Below are 17,301 nucleotides of genomic sequence, written 5' to 3' on the forward strand. Positions count from 1 at the left end.
GCCCGGAATGATGACGGGCCGCCGGTCGTTACACATGGTCCCGGCCGGTGAGGGCATCCCCCGCCCCGCTAGACGGCTGGTTCTGATCTTCCCGGTGTGACGCGCCGGATCTTTCCCCCTGGTTTGTTGAGCGCCGGACGGTGCTTGCGCCCTTCGCTGACCCCCCTCGGCGTGTGGTGCCAACCCCCGAATGGAGCATTCGATGAATACGATCATGCGTAAGAGCGTTCTGGGTATTGCTGGTCTGGCTGTTGCCGGTGGTCTGGCCGCCGGTCCGCTGAACCACACCACCACTGCCCCGGTCGAGGCGGGCACCCCGATCACCGCCGTCGCCGTGCAGGCCGACAAGCCGGCGGTGGATAAGGCGAAGCTGGTGCCGCATGGTGTGCAGGGTGCGCAGTCGCGTATCGACCTGTCGGATGAGCAGGTCGCGAACACGAAGGCGATCATCGCGGCGACGAAGAAGGCCGGGATGGACGAGCGGGCCGCCGTGGTGGCGATCGCGACGGCGTTGCAGGAGTCGAAGCTGGAGAACCTGGGTCATCTGGGTGAGCGCAACGACCACGACTCGCAGGGCCTGTTCCAGCAGCGCCCGTCGAGCGGTTGGGGCACGGTCGAGCAGATCACCGACCCCGAGTACTCGACCATGGCGTTCCTGAAGGGCCTCAAGCAGGTCGACGGGTGGCAGGACATGCCGCTGACCAAGGCGGCGCAGACCGTGCAGGTGTCGGCGTACCCCGACCACTACGCCCAGTGGGAGCGGCAGGCCGCCGACCTGGTCGCCGAGCACTGGAACAGCTGACGAACAGAGCGACAGACTTTCCACCACAAGGGGGATCGCTGGCCGGCACCCGACACGGGCGCCGGCCAGCGGCGTATCCACCGACGACATCGCGCCGCCCCCGAGCCGACCGGGCTCGGGGGCGGCGCTGTCCGCGTACGCGAATGGCGACGCCGCGAGCGCGGGCGGTGACCGTCGGGTGGTGATCGGAGGCTCGGGTCGCGGCGCGGTGCGGGCTGGCCTAGTGTGCGAGGGGTCGACGGTGTTCGGGCCGGGAAAGGGGTGTCGCGGGATGGGTCTGCGGACCTTCATCGAGGGCTGGCCGGTCTACCGGCAGCTCACCGGCACCGACCCGCTGGGGCGGGGCGCCGCCGCGCAGTCGGCGCGCTCGGCCGGGCTGACCGCGCGCACCGAGACCGCCGACCGGATGGCCCGCTCGGTCTGCCCCTACTGCGCGGTCGGCTGCGGGCAGCGGGTGTACGTCAAGGACGAGCGGGTCACCCAGATCGAGGGCGACCCGGACAGCCCGATCTCCCGGGGCCGTCTCTGCCCGAAGGGCTCGGCCAGCAAGAGCCTGGTCACCAGCCCGCTGCGGCAGACGAAGGTCCGCTACCGGCGCCCCTACGGCACCGAGTGGGAGGATCTGGATCTCGACGTCGCGGTCGACATGATCGCCGACCGGATCCTCGCCGCCCGCGCCGAGACGTGGGAGGACGTCGACCCCCAGGGCCGGCCGCTCAACCGCACGCTGGGGATCTCCAGCCTGGGCGGGGCGACGCTGGACAACGAGGAGAACTACCTCATCAAGAAGCTGTTCACGGCGATGGGGGCGCTCCAGATCGAGAACCAGGCGCGCATTTGACACTCCGCCACCGTCCCCGGTCTGGGGGCCAGCTTCGGTCGCGGTGGCGCGACGGATTTCCAGCAGGACGTCGCCAACGCTGACGTCATCGTCATCCAGGGCTCGAACATGGCCGAGGCCCACCCGGTGGGCTTCCAGTGGGTGATGGAGGCCAAGCGGCGCGGCGCCAAGGTGTTCCACGTCGATCCGCGGTTCACCCGCACCAGCGCCCTGGCTGACACCTACCTGCCGATCCGCGCGGGCTCCGACATCGCGCTGCTCGGCGGCGTGGTGCGGTACATCCTGGAGAACGAGCTGGACTTCCGGGAGTACGTGCTGGCCTACACGAACGCCGCGACGATCGTCAGCGAACGCTTCGTCGACACCGAGGACGGTGACGGGTTCTTCTCCGGCTTCGACCCGGAGGCCGGCAGCTACGTCCAGGACTCCTGGCAGTACGCCGGCCACGAGACCGACTCGGGCAGCGGGCACACCGCGAAGGAGCGGGACACCGCGGCCGGGCTGCGCCACGAGTCGCACGGCGCGCAGGTGGGCGGCCGGGTGGAGCGGGACGAGACGTTGCAGCACCCGCGCTGCGTCTACCAGATCCTCAGGCGGCACTTCGCCCGCTACACCCCGGAGATGGTCGAGCGGGTCTGCGGCATCCCGCAGGAGAAGTTCCTGGAACTGGCCCGCGCCTGGACGGAGAACTCCGGCCGGGAGCGCACCGGGGTCCTGATCTACTCGGTGGGGTGGACGCAGCACAGCGTCGGCGTGCAGTACATCCGTACCGGGGCGATCATCCAGCTGCTGCTGGGCAACATGGGCCGCCCCGGCGGGGGGATCCTGGCCCTGCGCGGCCACGCCAGCATCCAGGGCTCCACCGACATCCCGACCCTGTTCAACCTGCTTCCCGGCTACCTGCCGATGCCGCACCACGCCGACCACCCCACCTTCGACGAGTGGGTGGACAGCATCCGCCATCCCGGCCAGAAGGGCTTCTGGGGCAACGCCCGCGCCTACGCGGCGAGCCTGCTGAAGGCGTACTGGGGGGACGCGGCCAGGCCGGAGAACGACTTCTGCTACGGCTACCTGCCGCGGATGACCGGCGACCACGGGACGTACCAGCAGGTGCTGAACATGATCGACGGGAAGGTGAAGGGGTACTTCCTGCTCGGGCAGAACCCGGCGGTCGGTTCGGCGCACGGCCGGGCCCAGCGGCTGGGCATGGCGAACCTGGACTGGTTGGTGGTCCGCGACCTGTTCATGATCGAAAGCGCCACGTTCTGGCGCAACGGTCCCGAGGTCGCCACGGGCGAGATCGTGCCGAGCGAGTGCCGGACGGAGGTGTTCTTCCTGCCGGCCGCCTCGCACGTGGAGAAGGAGGGCACCTTCACCCAGACCCAGCGGCTGCTGCAGTGGCGGGAGAAGGCCGTCGACCCGCCGGGCGACGCCCGCTCCGAGCTGTGGTTCTTCTACCACCTCGGGCGTCGGCTGCGGGAGAAGCTGGCCGGCTCCGACCTGCCGCGCGACCGGGCGCTGCTCGACCTGGCCTGGGACTATCCCACGCACGGCCCGCACGCCGAGCCGAGCGCCGAGGCGGTGCTGCGCGAGATCAACGGGTACGAGGTGGCGACCGGCCGCCCGCTGTCCACGTTCGCCGAGGCCCGCGACGACGGCTCCACCGCCGTCGGCTGCTGGATCTACTCCGGGGTGTACGCCGACGGCGTCAACCAGGCCGCCCGGCGCAAGCCCCGGCACGAGCAGGACTGGGTGGCCGCCGAGTGGGGCTGGGCCTGGCCGGCCAACCGGCGCACCCTCTACAACCGCGCCTCCGCCGACCCGCAGGGCCGGCCGTGGAGCGAGCGCAAGCGCTACGTCTGGTGGGACCCCGAGGCGGGGGAGTGGACCGGCTACGACGTGCCGGACTTCGAGCGGACGAAGCCGCCGACGTACCGGCCGCCGGAGGGTGCGGCCGGACCGGAGGGGATCGCCGGCGACGACCCGTTCGTGATGCAGGGCGACGGGAAGGGCTGGCTGTACGCGCCCAGCGGGGTGCTCGACGGGCCGCTGCCGACGCACTACGAGCCGGCCGAGTCGCCGATGCGCAACCCGCTCTACCGGCAGCAGGCCAACCCCACCCGCAAGGTGTACGCGCACCCGGTGAACTCGGTGAACCCGAGCCCGCCGCAGGAGCACGCCGAGGTGTTCCCGTACGTGTTCACGGTCAGCCGGCTCACCGAGCACCACACGGCGGGCGGGATGAGCCGCACCGTACGGCCGCTGGCGGAGCTGCAACCGGAGATGTTCGTGGAGGTGTCCCCGGAGGTGGCGGCCGAGCGGGGCCTGGCGCATCTGGGTTGGGCGCACCTGGTCAGCGGGCGGGCGGTGATCGAGGCGAGGGTGCTGGTCACCGACCGGCTCACGCCGCTGCGCGTGGACGGCCGGGTGATCCACCAGGTGTGGCTGCCGTACCACTTCGGGTTCGAGGGCCTGGTGACGGGCGACTCGGCCAACGACCTGTTCGGGATCACCCTGGACCCGAACGTGCTGATCCAGGAGAGCAAGGTCGGCACCTGCGACGTGCGTCCGGGGCGGCGGCCGACCGGGCCGGCCCTGCGGGACCTGGTGGCGGACTACCAGCGGCGGGCGGGTATCGTCCCCGGCCAGCCGGCCCCGACGCTCACCCCGGGGGCGCTCGGGGCGCCGGCCCTCGCCGACGGCGCTGGGGAGGACCGTGATGCTTCCTGACCCGAACAGCCTCGCCGGGCCGCTCGATCCCGCCCCGGACGCGGGCTGGGTCGACGCCCCGCCCCGGATGGGCTTCTTCACCGACACCAGCGTCTGCATCGGCTGCAAGGCGTGCGAGGTGGCCTGCAAGGAATGGAACGACGTCCCCGGTTCGGGGCTGGACCTGCTCGGCATGTCGTACGACAACACCGGCGCGCTGACCGCGAACTCGTGGCGGCACGTGGCGTTCGTCGAGCAGCCCCGCCCGGCCGGGCACCGCACCCCGCCCTTCGCCGGCAACCCGACGGGCGGGTCGGTCAGCGCCTCGTCGGCGGCCGTGGCCGCCGGCACCGGCAACCCGACCGGCACCGATCCCGGCGTGCCGCCGGGCGCGCCGGACGCGGCGGCGCGGATGGCCGCCGGCGCGCCCGCCGGCACCGGGACCGCCAGCACCGTGCCGTCAGGCGCCGGGACCGCGTCCGCCGGCGCCGCGACGGCCGGTCGGAGCGCCGGGCCGGAGTTCCTGGGCATGCCCGGGGCGCAGCCGCCGGGGCGGGCCGGCGGCGCGCAGGGGCGCAGCGACTTCCGCTGGCTGATGATGTCCGACGTCTGCAAGCACTGCACGCACGCGGCCTGCCTGGACGTCTGCCCCACCGGCGCGCTGTTCCGCACCGAGTTCGGCACGGTGGTCGTACAGGAGGACATCTGCAACGGCTGCGGCTACTGCATCTCCGCCTGCCCCTACGGCGTCATCGACCAGCGCAAGGGCGACGGCCGGGCGTGGAAGTGCACGCTGTGCTACGACCGGATCGGCGCCGGCAGGACCCCCGCCTGCGCCCAGGCGTGCCCGACGGAGTCCATCCAGTACGGTCCCCTCGACGAGTTGCGGGAGCGGGCCGCGGCCCGGGTGGCGACCCTGCACGAGCGCGGCGTGACCGAGGCACGGCTCTACGGGCACGACCCCGGCGACGGGGTCGGCGGCGACGGCGCGTTCTTCCTGCTGCTCGACGAGCCCGAGGTGTACGGCCTGCCCCCGGACCCGGTGGTCACCACCCGCGACCTGCCGAGGATGTGGAAGCGGGCCGGCCTGGCGGCCCTGGCCATGGCGGCGGCGGCCGTCGCCGCGTTCGTCGGAGGTTCCTCTTGAGTCCGGACCGCCCGGTGGGCGACCTGTTCCGTCGCTTCCGCGATCGCCTCGACGCCGGCACCCCTGCCGGCACCGGCGAGATCGCTGCCAACTCGTCGGGGACGGCACCCGGCGGGTCCGGCGCGGCGGCCGGGCTCGCGCCGACGCCGGCCGGCCCGCCCGGGCGGACCCGGCGGCGGGGCGGCGGCCGACGCGGCGGCGAGGAGTTGACCGTCCCCGAGGCCGAGTTCACGTCGTACTACGGCCGGCCGATCCTCAAGGCGCCCGTCTGGAAGTGGGACATCGCGGCGTACCTGTTCACCGGCGGGCTCGCGGCCGGCTCGTCGTTGCTGGCGGCGGGCGGGCAGCTCACCGGGCGGCCCGCGCTGCGCCGCGCCGGCCGCGTCACCTCGCTGGCCGCGGTCACCGCCAGCGCCGTGTTCCTGGTCAAGGACCTGGGGCGGCCGGCCCGGTTCCACCACATGCTGCGGGTGGCCAAGCCGACCTCGCCGATGTCCGTGGGCACCTGGATCCTCACCGCGTACGGCCCGGCCGCCGGGATCGCGGCGGTCGCCGAGGGCGCCGCATGGCTGCCCGAGCGGGGGCCGCTCGGGCTCGCCCGCCGGCTGCTGCCGCCGGTGGGGCACGCCGCCGGGCTGGCCGCCGCGGCGACCGCGCCGGCGTTGGCCACGTACACCGGCGTGCTGCTGGCGGACACGGCCGTGCCGTCCTGGCACGAGGCGTACCCGGAGCTGCCGACCGTCTTCGCGGGCAGCGCCCTGGCCAGCGGCGCGGGCGTGGGACTGATCGCCGCGCCGACCGCGCAGGCCGGGCCCGCCCGCCGGATGGCGGTGGCCGGCGCCGCCCTGGAACTGTTCGCCTCGCACCGGGTGGAGACCCGGCTCGGGCTGCTCAGCGAGCCCTACCGCACCGGGCGGCCGGGCCGGCTGCTGCGCGCCGCGCGGGCCCTGACCGTGGCCGGGGTGGCCGGCGCGCTGCTTGGCCGGCGCAGCCGGGCGGTCTCCGCCCTGTCCGGGACGGCCCTGCTGGCCGCGTCGGTGGCCACCCGGTTCGGCATCTTCTACGGCGGCGTCGCCTCCGCGAAGGATCCGAAGTACACGGTGGTGCCGCAGCGGGAACGCCTCGACCGGCGGCGCGCCGCCGAGGGCTGACGCCCCACCGCACCCACCCGCCCGGCCTGTGGTTCACTGCTGCGTGGAGGCGTTCAGGCGGCTGGTGCCCCTCCCGGTCTTCAAAACCGGTGTGGCCCGGGACCCGGGTCAGGCGGGTTCGATTCCCGTCCGTCTCCGCCAAGCTGCCGGAAGAGGGGGACATGGGGGACGTCGCGGCCGATCCGCGCCGGCGGATGCCGCGCACCGACTCGCTGCTCGCCGACCCCCGGCTGGCCGTCGCGGCGCAGACCCTCGGGCGGGACCGCGTCAAGGCCGCCGTCCGGCGGGCGCAGGACCGGGCCCGCCGCGGCGAGATCACCCCCGAGGCCGTACGCGACGCCGCGCTGGCCGCCCTGCCGGCGCCCGCGCCCCGGGCCGTGCTCAACGCCACCGGGGTGGTGCTGCACACCAACCTGGGCCGGGCCGCGCTGTCGCCCGCCGCCGTCGCGGCGGTCACCGCCGCCGCCGGGCACACCGACGTCGAACTGGACCTGCGCACCGGCCGGCGGGCCCGGCGCGGCCGCGACGCCCTCGACGCCCTCGCCGCCGCGGTGCCCGCCGCCGGCGCGGTGCACGTGGTCAACAACGGCGCCGCCGCGCTGGTGCTCGCCGCCACCGCGCTCGCCGCCGACGCCGAGATCGTGGTCAGCCGCGGCGAACTGGTGGAGATCGGCGACGGGTTCCGCCTGCCCGAACTGCTGGAGAGCACCGGCGCGCGGCTGCGCGAGGTGGGCACCACCAACCGCACCACCCTCGACGACTACGCCGCCGCCCTCGGCCCGCGTACCGGCTTCGTGCTGAAGGTGCACCCGTCGAACTTCCAGGTCACCGGCTTCACCTCGGCGGTGCCGGTGCGGCGGCTGGCCTCCCTCGGCGTGCCGGTGGTCGCCGACATCGGCTCGGGGCTGCTCACCCCCGACCCGCTGCTGCCCGACGAGCCCGACGCGGCCGGCACCCTGCGGGCCGGGGCGGCCCTGGTCACCGCCAGCGGCGACAAGCTGCTCGGCGGGCCGCAGGCGGGCCTGCTGCTCGGCGCCGCCGACCTGGTCGAACGGCTGCGCCGGCACCCCCTCGCCCGGGCGTTGCGGGTGGACAAGCTGACCCTCGCCGCGCTCGCGGCCACCCTCGCCGACCCGGTCACGCCCACCCGGGCCGCGGTGCACGCCGACCCCGGCGCGCTGCGGGAACGCACCGAGCGGCTGCGCGACGCCCTCGCCGCCGACGGGTGCAAGGCGGAGGTGGTGCCCGCCGGCGCGGTCGTCGGCGGCGGCGGGGCCCCCGGCGTCGAGCTGGACTCGTGGGCGCTGAGCCTGCCCGAGCGGTACGCGGAGCCGCTGCGCGTCGGTGACCCGCCCGTGCTCGGCCGGGTCGTCCGCGGGCGGCTGCTGCTGGACCTGCGCTGCGTGCCCACCGACGCCGACGCAGGCGTCCACGCCGCCGTGCTGCGGGTGTCGGGGGACGGCTGAGCGTGTTCGTGGTGGCCACCGCCGGGCACGTCGACCACGGCAAGTCGACCCTGGTCCGGGTGCTGACGGGGATGGAACCCGACCGGTGGGCGGAGGAGCGCCGCCGGGGCATGACCATCGACCTCGGCTTCGCCTGGACCACGCTGCCCGCCGGCGGGACGGTCGCGTTCGTCGACGTGCCGGGGCACGAGCGCTTCGTGCCGAACATGCTCGCCGGTGTCGGCCCGGTGCCCGCCGCGCTGGTCGTGGTCGCCGCCGACGAGGGCTGGATGCCGCAGTCGGCCGAGCACCTGGCCGCGCTGCACGCGCTCGGGGTGTCGTACGGCCTGCTGGTGGTGACCCGCGCGGACCTGGCGGATCCGGGGCCGGCGGCGGCCCGGGCCCGGGCCGAGCTGGCGGCCACCTCCCTCGGCGCGGTCGACACGGTCGCGGTCAGCGCGGTGACCGGCGCGGGTCTGCCGGAGCTGCGCGCAGCCCTGGACCGGCTCGCCGCCCGGCTGCCCGCCCCGGCGGTGGACGCCCCGGTGCGGCTGTGGGTGGACCGCGCCTTCACCGTGCGCGGCGCCGGCACGGTGGTCACCGGCACCCTCGGCGCCGGCCGGCTACGGGTCGGCGACGAGCTGGAACTCGCCGCCACCGGCGAGCCGGTGCGGGTGCGCGGCCTGCACCGCCTCGGCGAGGCCCGGTCGGAGGTCGCCGCGGTCGCCCGGGTGGCGGTGAACCTGCGCGGCACGCCCCGGGGCCGGGTCGGCCGCGGCGACGCTCTGCTCGCCCCGGGCCGGTTCCACCGCACCGACCTGCTGGACGTCCGGCTGGCCGGCGACCCCGCCGCGGAGCTGCCCGCCACCCTGACCCTGCACGTCGGCGCGGCGGCGGTGCCCGCCCGGGTGCGGCCGCTGGGCGCGGACACCGTCCGGCTGCGGCTGGCCAGGCCGCTGCCGCTGCTGGTCGGCGACCGGGCGCTGCTGCGCGACCCGGGCCGGCACCACGTGGCCGGCGGGGTGACCGTGCTGGACGTCGCGCCGCCGCCGCTGACCCGCCGGGGCGCGGCGGCCGCCCGCGCGGCCGTGCTGGCGACCGTGGACGGCCGGCCCGACCTGGCCGGCGAGCTGCGCCGCCGGGGGCTGGTCCGCGCCGCCGACCTGGTCCGCACCGGCGTCGAGGCCACGGGGCGGCCCGTCGCGGGCGACTGGCTGGCCGACCCGGAGCACTGGCGGCAGCTCGGCGCCCGGCTGACCGGGGAGGTGGCCCGGCACGCCCGGGAGCACCCCCTCGAACCGGGCGCGCCGGTGGAGCTGCTGCGGCAACGCCTCGACCTGCCCGACCGGGCGCTGGTCGAGGCCCTGGTCCGGCCGCCGCTGCGGCTGCACGCCGGCCGGGTCACCGCGGCCGCCGCCGACGCGCTGCCGGAGCCGGTGGCCCGCGCCGTCGCCCGGGTCCGCGCCGAGTATGCCGACCGCCCGTTCCGCGCCCCCGAGGCCGAGCACCTGGCCGACCTGGGTCTGGGGCCCCGGGAGATCGGTGCGGCGGTACGGGCCGGGGCGCTGCTGCGGCTCGCCGAGAACGTGGTGCTGCTGCCCGGCGCGGTCGACGAGGCCGTGCGGGTGTTGGCCGGGCTGCCGCAGCCGTTCACGCTCAGCGCCGCCCGGCAGGCGTTGGACACCACCCGCCGCGTCGCCGTGCCGCTGCTGGAGCTGCTGGACCGCCGGGGCGCCACCCGGCGGCTGCCCGACGACGCCCGGGTCGTGGTCGCGGCCCGGTCCTGAAGCCGCCCCGGCGGGGGCGACGGTCGCCTAGCGTGGCGCCATGGACCCTTCCGCGGTCTGGCGGGACAAGCAGCACAAATGGCGGATCGAGGCGTACCGGGCCCCGGACCTGCGCTTCGCGATCTTCGCGACGAACGGCACCACCGAGTCGGCGCCGCTGTGGCTGTTCGGGATGTCGGCGCTGGCGCGGTGGCTGATGACGCACAAGATCTCCCTCGACGACCTGGAGGTCGACTGACATGGGGGCACAGCTCGGGCAGCTCGCGCTGGTGGCCGTGCTGGTGCTCGTCAACGCGGCCCTGTCGGGCAGCGAGATGGCGCTCGTGACGCTGCGCGAGGGGCAGGTGCGGCAGCTGGGACGGCGCAGCCGCTCGGGGGAGCGGCTGGCCCGGCTGGTCCGCGACCCCAACCGCTACCTGGCCACCATCCAGCTCGGCATCACCCTCGCCGGGTTCCTCGCCTCCGCCGCTGCCGCGGTCTCCCTGGCCGAGCCGCTGGTGGGGCCGCTGGGCTTCCTCGGCGGGGCCGCGCGGGGCGCCGCCGTCGTCCTGGTCACCGTGCTGCTCACCTTCGTCACCCTGGTCGTCGGCGAGTTGGCCCCGAAGCGGCTGGCGATGCAGCGCGCGGAGCGGTGGGGGCTGCTCAGCGCCGGCCCGCTGGACGTGCTGGCCCGGGTGTCCCGCCCGGCGGTCTGGCTGCTGAGCCAGGCCACCGACGTGGTGGTGCGGCTCGCCGGCGGGGACCCGCGGGCCGGCCGTACGGAGATGACCGAGGACGAGTTGCGGGAGATCGTGGTCAGCCAGCGGGGCCTGTCCGCGCAGCAGCGGGAGATCCTCACCGGAGCGTTCGACATCGCCGGCCGGACGCTGCGGGAGATCCTCGTCCCCCGGCTGGACGTGACGGTGCTCCCGGCTACCCTGCCCGCCGACGAGGGGCTGCGCCGGCTCGCCGCGGCCGGCCGGTCCCGCGCCCCCGTCGTCGGACCCGGGGGCCTGGACGACGTGCGCGGCGTGGTGCACATCCGGGACCTCGTCGCGGCGGACGCGGCGGCGGTCGGCGACCGGGCCCGCCCGCCGCTGCTGCTGCCCGGCACCCTGCCGGTGTCCGACGCGCTGCGCCGGCTGCGGCTGTGCCACCAGCAGCTCGCCCTGGTCGTCGACGAGCACGGCGGGGTCGACGGCCTGGTCACCCTGGAGGACCTGCTGGCGGAGGTGGTGGGGGAGCTGTACGACGAGACCGACCGGGACGTGACCGGGGTGACCCGGGAACCGGACGGCTCGCTGCTGCTGCCCGGCGACTTCCCGCTGCACGACCTGACCGACGTGGGGGTGCGGCTGCACTTCCGGCCGTCGCGGGAGTACACGACGGTGGCCGGGCTGGTGCTGGCCGAGCTGGGGCACCTGCCGACCGGGCCCGGGGAGACGGTGCAGCTGCCGGGGTTGACCGTCGAGGTGATGGAGGTGTCCGGGCGGACGATCCGCCGGGTCCGGCTGCGGGGCTTCGCCACCGGGCCCTGACCGAGGGCCGCCCCGGTCGGGTGAACCCGGACGGACCGGCCCCGCCGGGCCTGCGGCGACCGTACCGTCCGATACGTGAAGGACCGAGGGATGCGGACGTTCGTCACCGTGCTGGCCGGGCTCGCGGTGATCTACTTCGGCACCACCGGCCGCAGCGAGGAGGACGGCCGCGGCGTGTCCGGCGGGCTCGTGGTGCTCGCGCTGCTGGCGGCGCTGCTGGTGTGGAACCTGACGAAACCGGGCGACAAGCCGGCCAAGTGAGCCGGCCTCACCGCCCGGCGGCGCGGGTGACCTCGCCGGCGGACTCCTCGCCGAGCGCCACCCGCACCAGCGCCGAGGCGAACCTGCCGAAGTCGGCCGGCTTGACCAGCCCGGCGAGCCGGTCCGGCGAGCGGGGCAGGCCGAGCCGCTGCGCGCCGGACAGGGTGCGTCGGTCGGCGTACGGGCGCAGTTCCGGCCAGACCACCTGTGCTTCGCGGAGGAAGATGTCGGCGCCGGTCGGGCCGATGCCGGGGAACTCGGTCAGCAGTCGACGCAGCGCGGCCGGCTCGCCGTCGGCCTCGCGGTGCAGCCGGCGCAGGTCGCCCCGCCACCGGTCCAGGCAGAGCCGGGCGCCGGTGCCGAGCATCGTCGAGGTCCGCTCGTCGTAGCGGCGGTAGTGGCCCCGGCCCAGCGCGTCGACGCGGTCCTGCCAACTCGCCGCCTCCATCGCCTGCGGGGTGCGGTAGCCCGCGGCGAACAGCTCCCGGGCGGCCGCCACCGCGACGCACGCCCGGATCCGGGTGCTCAGCAGCGTGGCGAGCACCAGCAACTGGTAGAGCGGGGCGGGCCGGTCGGCGAGCCGGATGCCCGCCTCCTCGGCGTACGTGCCGCCCCGTCGGTCCAGCAGAACCCGCGCCACCTTCCGCTCGTCGCCCATCCTCGGGGTGTACCCGCTGGGGGTCGGGTCAGCCCTGCGACCGGCCGCCCGGGCCGGCATGGCGCCCGCGGCGCCGGGTAACCGTGGTGGGACACGGTCGAACCCCGGAAGGAGAGACCCGTGGTTAACCCGCAGCAGGAGGAACTGCGCCGCAACGACAAGGGCGCCACCAGCCAGTACAGCAAGGTGCCGTCCCCGACGGGCCACCCGCGCAACCGCGGCTCGTCCGGCGGTGACCAGGGCCGGCCGGTGCCCCGGGGGCAGGTCTCCCCGTACGGCCCGGCGATGGAGCCCGTCGCTGACGACGAGAGCGCCCGGGGCTAACGACCCCGGCCCGACCCGGGCGGCCGCAGCCGGTTCCAGGTGGCTGCGGCCGCCATGCCGTACGCGAGGTGCGGCACGATGTCGGACACCCAGTCCGTGCGGCCCCACCGGCGTGGGTCGGTGATGCCCAGTAGCGTCATCGACCCGTCGGACATCGTCATCACGCCGCCGCCGAGCACCCCGGTCGCCAGCGGCAGCGGCATCCGGCGACCCCGGGCGAGCACGGCGTAGGCGACACCCGCCGCGATGCCCATCCCGTAACCGAGCAGGGGCCCGAGGCCCGAGCGGCGGTTCACCGCCCGGTCCTCGGGCCCCAGGTCCACGTGCGCCAGGTCGGCCAGCCGCCCGGCCGTGCTCTCCGGGGTGCTGCTCGCCGACCGCGCCCGCAGCACCATGTCCAGGTAGCTGACCATGTTCAGAGCGGCGCTGCCGACCGCGCCGGCAATCGCCCCGTCGGCTAGGTGTGTCGCCCTCACTTCGGGTCGCCCGGTTCGCGTTCACCCTTGGGGCCGTAGACCCGTTCGCCCCGGACGACGCCCCGCTGTCCGCGGTCGGACTGCAGGATCCGGTTGGCCACGTCGTTCGCCTTGCGGTCCGACACCCGTCGTCCCGAATCGTCGATCACGTCACGGATGCGTGCCCGCTGCTTGTCGTACGCGTTGCTGCCCGGCCGTGGTCCTGGCATCACTGCCTCCTCCGGTCGTCCTCGCCGTTGGCGTACCGCGGTCGTCTACCCGCCTGCGTCGGGGCCAACCCCGCCGGCGGCTCAGCGGGGGGCGTGGAGGATGGCGACCGGGCAGTCGGCGTGGTGCAGCACGGACTGGCTCACCGAGCCGAGCAGCAGCCCGGTCAGTTCGCCACGGCCCTGCCGGCCCACCACGAGCAGTTGGGCCCGCCGGGACGCCTCGGCGAGCACGGTGGTGGGGCGGCCCCGCACGGTCTCCCGGCTGACCGGCACGTCCGGCCACCGCTCGGTCAGCCCGGCCAGCGACTCGGCCACCACGCGTTCCTCCTCGGAGCGCAGCTCGGTGTCGTCGTACACCAGTGGCTGCATGTCGCCCGGCCCGGTGGACGTCGGGTGCCGGTAGGCGTGCAGCGCGACCAGCGGGGCGTCGCGGACCGACGCCTCCTCGACGGCGAACTCCACGGCGAGCCGGGACGTCTCGGAGCCGTCGACCCCGACCACGATGGGCCCGTCCGGACGGTCGGTGCCCCGGGCGACGAGCACGGGGCAGTCGGCGTACGAGGCGACCTGCACCGCGACGGAGCCGACCACGAGGCCGGAGAACCCGCCGAGCCCCCGGTCGCCCAGCACGATCATCGCGGCGGCCGGCGACTCGCCGAGCAGCACCGCGGCGGCCTCCCCGTCGATGATCTCGCCGGAGATCCGCAGCCCGGGCACCGTCGCCTCGGCCTCGGTGGTCGCGGCGGCGACGAGCTGCTCCGCCTGGTGGCGCAGGCCGGCGCCGGGCGGTCCGGCGGCGGGCGCGTCCACCGGCACGTGCAGCAGCGGCCAGATGAACCCGTGCACGATCCGCAGTGGCCGGTTGCGGCGGGCCGCCTCGACGGCCGCGAGCCGTACGGCGCGCAGCGCCGCCTCCGAGCCGTCCACGCCGACGACCACCGCCGCGCTGTTTGCCGAGTTCACCGCCCACCTCCCGCCGGTTCCCGGCCAGTATCGCGGCCGGCGCCCGGTCGGCGGGGCGATACCGCCCAGGACGACCGGTCGGTACGCTGTCGACGACCGCCGGGGAGGGAGTGTCGTCGATGGTGGAGCCGGACCAGCCGAGCACCGCGCGAATGATCGATTTCTGGCTCGGCGGGGAGCACCACTTCCCGGTCGACGTGGCGGCGGCCCACGCCTTCGAGCAGGCGTACGGGCCGTGCGCGCCGGTCTTCCGGGAGCTGCGCGCCTTCCTGGGCCGGGCGGTCCGGGCGATGGCCGCGGAGGGGGTCGACAGCTTCCTGGTCTTCGGGGCGGGGGTGCCCACCATGGGCAACGTGCACGAGGTCGCCCCGGACGCCACCGTGCTCTACACCGACGTCGACCCGGTCACCATCCGCCTCGGCCAGCGCCTGCTGGCCGGCAGCGACCGGGCCGGCTACGGCTACGGCGACGCCACGGACATCGGCACCGTGGACCGCGCCCAGCTGCACCGGTTCGTGCCGGGGTGGGGGAGGAGGCCGGTCGGGGTGGTGTTCCTCGGCCTGGCCGCGTTCCTCGACGACGAGACGCTGGCCCGCACCCTCGACGAGCTCTACGAGGCGACGGCGCCGGGCAGCCTGCTGGCGGTCGACTTCGACACCGAGGAGCTGGCCGGCTACCCGCAGGCCCTGGCGATGATGGGCCCGGCGTTCCGGATGCGCCCGCCGGCCGCGTTCGCGCCGCTGCTCGGCCGCTGGACGCCCACCGCCGACGGCATCGTGCCGATCACCCGGTGGCGTCCTGCCGGGCCGCCGGCGCAGGTCCCCGACGCCTTCCACGGCGCGGTCGCCGTCCGCTCGGCCGGCTGACCGGCCCGTCCGCTGTCCGTGCCGCCGCGAGGCCGCGCGGGGCGGCAGCGTGCCGTCGGGCAGCCCGCCCGGCTCGGGTCCGCGTCCTCGCCGGCGTCGACCGCCCGGCCAACGGGCTGCCGGCGGCACCTCCGTATGATGCTTGCCCTACAGCAAGTGTTTCCGGAGGATGATCGATGGTGGAGGCACCGGGCCAGGTCTCGCGTGCGTTGCGTGCGGCGCCGCCCGACCGGGTGGTGGAGGCGGCGGACCGGGCCATCCGGGCCGGCTTCGGCGCGTCCCGGACGGACGTGTTCATCGCCGACTACCGGATCAGCGGACTGTGGCCGGTGCTCGACCCGGAGTTGCCCGACGGGGGCTTCCTCGCCTGCCGCAGCATGGCGCAGCGCTGCTTCAGCAGCCAGCAGCCGGTGACGGACGCCGACGACGAGGGTCGGTGCCGGCTCTACCTGCCGCTGTCGGTGTGGGGGGAGCGCCTCGGCGTGCTCCTGGTCGAGCTGCCGGCCCCGCTCGGCTCGGACACCGTCGACCGCGTGGCGGACATCGCCGGCGAGCTGGCCGTCGTGCTGCGGGCGGCGGACCGGGAGACCGACCGGTACCGCCGGGTGCGTCGGCGGGAGCGGCTCAGCATGGCCGCCGAGATGCAGTGGGAGCTGTTGCCGGGACGCAGTGTCAGCCACGGCGCGTTCGAGCTGGCCGGCCAGCTCGAACCGGCGTACACCGTCGGCGGGGACCACTTCGACTGGTCGGTGGACGGTGACCGGCTCACGGCGACGGTGTTGAACGGCGCCGGCATCGGCCTGGCGGCGGCGCTGCTCACGGCGGTGACCGTGAACGCGCTGCGCAACGCCCGGCGCTCCGGGGGCAGCCTCGTCGAGCAGGCCGAGCTGGCCTCCGACACGGTCTTCTACCAGCACCGCGGGCGCCGGTACGTGGCCACGCTGCTGCTGGAACTGGATACCGCGACCGGTCGGGTCAAAGCGGTGGACGCGGGCTCCCCGCGCCTGCTGCGGATGCGCGGCGGCGCCGTCACGCCGATCACGCTGGAGCAGCAGCTTCCGCTGGGCATGTTCGCCGAGGCCCGCTACGACGTCCAGGAGTTCGACCTGGCGCCCGGGGACCGCATCTTCGTGGTCAGCGACGGGGTGTGGGCCGCCGATCCCGGCGACCGCGGAGCGTACGGCGAGCGGGCGATGGCGCGGGCGATGCGCGCCACGCGGCTGCAACCGCCGGCCGAGGCGGTTGGTACGGTGATGCGCGAACTGCACGCCTGGCATGCGGACGCGGATCTCCGCGACGACGCGGTCGTGGTCTGCCTGGACTGGCGTGGCACGGGCGGCCGGGGCGACGGGTGAGGGTCGTCGCCGGAACGGCCGGGCACGAGCGGGACGATCGCAGGGGACACCTCGTGGAGCGACCTCCGAATCTCGCCGCGGCGATCGACGCCGCCGCCGAGGCGCTCGTCGGTGTGCTCGACTCCGCCGCGTCGCGGCACCAGATGGCCGTCTCGCCGACGCAGTTGCGGGTGCTGTCGCTGATCAGCAGCCGGCCGGAGACCAACGTCAACGGCCTGGCCGAGCTGCTGGACGTCGTGCCGTCCTCGGCGAGCCGGCTCTGCGACCGGCTGGAGGCCACCGGCCTGCTGCGTCGGGTGGCCGATCCCCGGGATCGGCGGGAGGTGCGGCTGGTGCCGACCGCCGCCGCCGAGACGCTGCTGCGCGAGTTGAAGGAGCGTCGGCAGCGGGCGGTGCAGGCGGTGCTGGACCGGATGCCGGGTCGGGCGCAGCACGACCTGCTGCTGGCCCTGCGGGCGTTCGAGCAGGCCGCCACCGCCGCGACGGCGGAGCAGTCGGACTCCTCGGTCCGCACGGCCTGACGACCTTCTTTCCTGGTGTGTCCCCGCTCGCCGCACTGCCGCCCGTCTCCTCCAGTATCCTAGGATGCCTTAGGGGTGGTGACGGGTCCGTCGACACCCGGACGGCACCGACCGAACGGGACGCCTGAGCCCGGGGAGGCGGCGAGGGGCCCGATATAGTGGCAGCGCAGTCAGCCGGCCCGCGATCACCACGATCGCGGGCCGAGTCAGGCGGCGGTCCCGTACCGGGATCGCAGGGGGTGCCGGCGTCAGCCGGCCCGACAGCGCGC

17 protein-coding genes and 1 tRNA gene are annotated in these 17,301 nt (G+C 75.5%); 14 read left to right on the forward strand and 4 right to left on the reverse strand.

Annotation, left to right across the window (positions count from 1 at the left end; genetic code table 11):
• Nucleotides 1-202 precede the first annotated feature (202 nt).
• The 10 genes from ACFY23_RS21905 (at nucleotide 203) to ACFY23_RS21950 (ending at nucleotide 11,660) form a co-directional block, all read left to right on the forward strand.
• Entirely contained in the window at nucleotides 203-802 is a 600-nt protein-coding gene (locus tag ACFY23_RS21905; protein WP_387051268.1) for a hypothetical protein, read from the forward strand.
• Between the two features lie 271 nt (nucleotides 803-1,073).
• Entirely contained in the window at nucleotides 1,074-4,373 is a 3,300-nt protein-coding gene (gene fdh, locus ACFY23_RS21910; RefSeq protein ID WP_350687145.1) for a formate dehydrogenase, read from the forward strand.
• Complete coding sequence (locus tag ACFY23_RS21915) at nucleotides 4,363-5,499, forward strand: 4Fe-4S dicluster domain-containing protein (protein ID WP_350819564.1); 1,137 nt, start codon at nucleotides 4,363-4,365, stop codon at nucleotides 5,497-5,499. Before fdh ends, ACFY23_RS21915 begins: the two co-directional genes overlap by 11 nt.
• Nucleotides 5,496-6,650 (forward strand): NrfD/PsrC family molybdoenzyme membrane anchor subunit, encoded by a 1,155-nt coding sequence (gene nrfD / locus ACFY23_RS21920; protein ID WP_350819562.1) that lies wholly within the window; start codon nucleotides 5,496-5,498, stop codon nucleotides 6,648-6,650. Before ACFY23_RS21915 ends, nrfD begins: the two co-directional genes overlap by 4 nt.
• Before the next feature lie 45 nt (nucleotides 6,651-6,695).
• Nucleotides 6,696-6,791, forward strand: a tRNA-Sec gene (locus ACFY23_RS21925).
• Between the two features lie 20 nt (nucleotides 6,792-6,811).
• Nucleotides 6,812-8,116, forward strand: a complete 1,305-nt coding sequence (selA, locus tag ACFY23_RS21930; protein WP_350819560.1) for an L-seryl-tRNA(Sec) selenium transferase — start codon at nucleotides 6,812-6,814, stop codon at nucleotides 8,114-8,116.
• A gap of 2 nt (nucleotides 8,117-8,118) precedes the next feature.
• Nucleotides 8,119-9,882: a selenocysteine-specific translation elongation factor gene (gene selB, locus ACFY23_RS21935; RefSeq protein WP_350819558.1), complete on the forward strand. Its 1,764-nt coding sequence runs from the start codon at nucleotides 8,119-8,121 to the stop codon at nucleotides 9,880-9,882.
• Between the two features lie 40 nt (nucleotides 9,883-9,922).
• Nucleotides 9,923-10,120, forward strand: a complete 198-nt coding sequence (locus ACFY23_RS21940) for a hypothetical protein (RefSeq protein WP_350687479.1) — start codon at nucleotides 9,923-9,925, stop codon at nucleotides 10,118-10,120.
• 1 nt (nucleotide 10,121) lies between these two features.
• Nucleotides 10,122-11,399: a hemolysin family protein gene (locus tag ACFY23_RS21945; RefSeq protein WP_350819556.1), complete on the forward strand. Its 1,278-nt coding sequence runs from the start codon at nucleotides 10,122-10,124 to the stop codon at nucleotides 11,397-11,399.
• 75 nt (nucleotides 11,400-11,474) lie between these two features.
• Nucleotides 11,475-11,660, forward strand: a complete 186-nt coding sequence (locus tag ACFY23_RS21950; protein ID WP_350684010.1) for a hypothetical protein — start codon at nucleotides 11,475-11,477, stop codon at nucleotides 11,658-11,660.
• 7 nt (nucleotides 11,661-11,667) lie between these two features.
• On the opposite strand, the gene ACFY23_RS21955 is transcribed toward ACFY23_RS21950, so the two are convergent.
• Nucleotides 11,668-12,318, reverse strand: a complete 651-nt coding sequence (locus ACFY23_RS21955; RefSeq protein WP_350683976.1) for a hypothetical protein — start codon at nucleotides 12,316-12,318, stop codon at nucleotides 11,668-11,670.
• A gap of 120 nt (nucleotides 12,319-12,438) precedes the next feature.
• Here ACFY23_RS21955 and ACFY23_RS21960 point away from each other — a divergent pair, with 120 nt between their 5' ends.
• Nucleotides 12,439-12,642 carry a hypothetical protein gene (locus tag ACFY23_RS21960; protein WP_350683978.1) on the forward strand — a complete coding sequence of 68 codons (204 nt, stop codon included), beginning with the start codon at nucleotides 12,439-12,441 and terminating at the stop codon, nucleotides 12,640-12,642.
• Here ACFY23_RS21960 and ACFY23_RS21965 read toward each other — a convergent pair.
• From ACFY23_RS21965 to ACFY23_RS21975, 3 genes are all read right to left on the reverse strand, one after another.
• Nucleotides 12,639-13,118, reverse strand: coding sequence for a hypothetical protein (locus ACFY23_RS21965; protein WP_350683980.1), 480 nt, complete (start codon nucleotides 13,116-13,118; stop codon nucleotides 12,639-12,641). The two genes, ACFY23_RS21960 and ACFY23_RS21965, sit on opposite strands and share 4 nt — an antisense overlap.
• Nucleotides 13,115-13,327 carry a phosphatidylethanolamine-binding protein gene (locus ACFY23_RS21970; protein ID WP_350683982.1) on the reverse strand — a complete coding sequence of 71 codons (213 nt, stop codon included), beginning with the start codon at nucleotides 13,325-13,327 and terminating at the stop codon, nucleotides 13,115-13,117. Before ACFY23_RS21970 ends, ACFY23_RS21965 begins: the two co-directional genes overlap by 4 nt.
• 81 nt (nucleotides 13,328-13,408) lie before the next feature.
• Nucleotides 13,409-14,290 (reverse strand): universal stress protein, encoded by an 882-nt coding sequence (locus ACFY23_RS21975; protein ID WP_350683984.1) that lies wholly within the window; start codon nucleotides 14,288-14,290, stop codon nucleotides 13,409-13,411.
• 119 nt (nucleotides 14,291-14,409) lie between these two features.
• Between ACFY23_RS21975 and ACFY23_RS21980 the strand changes: the two genes are divergently transcribed.
• The 3 genes from ACFY23_RS21980 (at nucleotide 14,410) to ACFY23_RS21990 (ending at nucleotide 17,032) form a co-directional block, all read left to right on the forward strand.
• Entirely contained in the window at nucleotides 14,410-15,156 is a 747-nt protein-coding gene (locus ACFY23_RS21980) for an SAM-dependent methyltransferase (protein ID WP_350683986.1), read from the forward strand.
• 176 nt (nucleotides 15,157-15,332) lie between these two features.
• Nucleotides 15,333-16,511, forward strand: coding sequence for a PP2C family protein-serine/threonine phosphatase (locus ACFY23_RS21985; RefSeq protein ID WP_350683988.1), 1,179 nt, complete (start codon nucleotides 15,333-15,335; stop codon nucleotides 16,509-16,511).
• A 53-nt stretch (nucleotides 16,512-16,564) separates the two neighbouring features.
• Complete coding sequence (locus ACFY23_RS21990) at nucleotides 16,565-17,032, forward strand: MarR family transcriptional regulator (RefSeq protein WP_350683990.1); 468 nt, start codon at nucleotides 16,565-16,567, stop codon at nucleotides 17,030-17,032.
• The last annotated feature ends 269 nt before the right edge of the window (nucleotides 17,033-17,301 follow it).

It is taken from the genome of Micromonospora sp. NPDC000121 (genome assembly GCF_042899165.1).
Lineage (GTDB): Bacteria > Actinomycetota > Actinomycetes > Mycobacteriales > Micromonosporaceae > Micromonospora.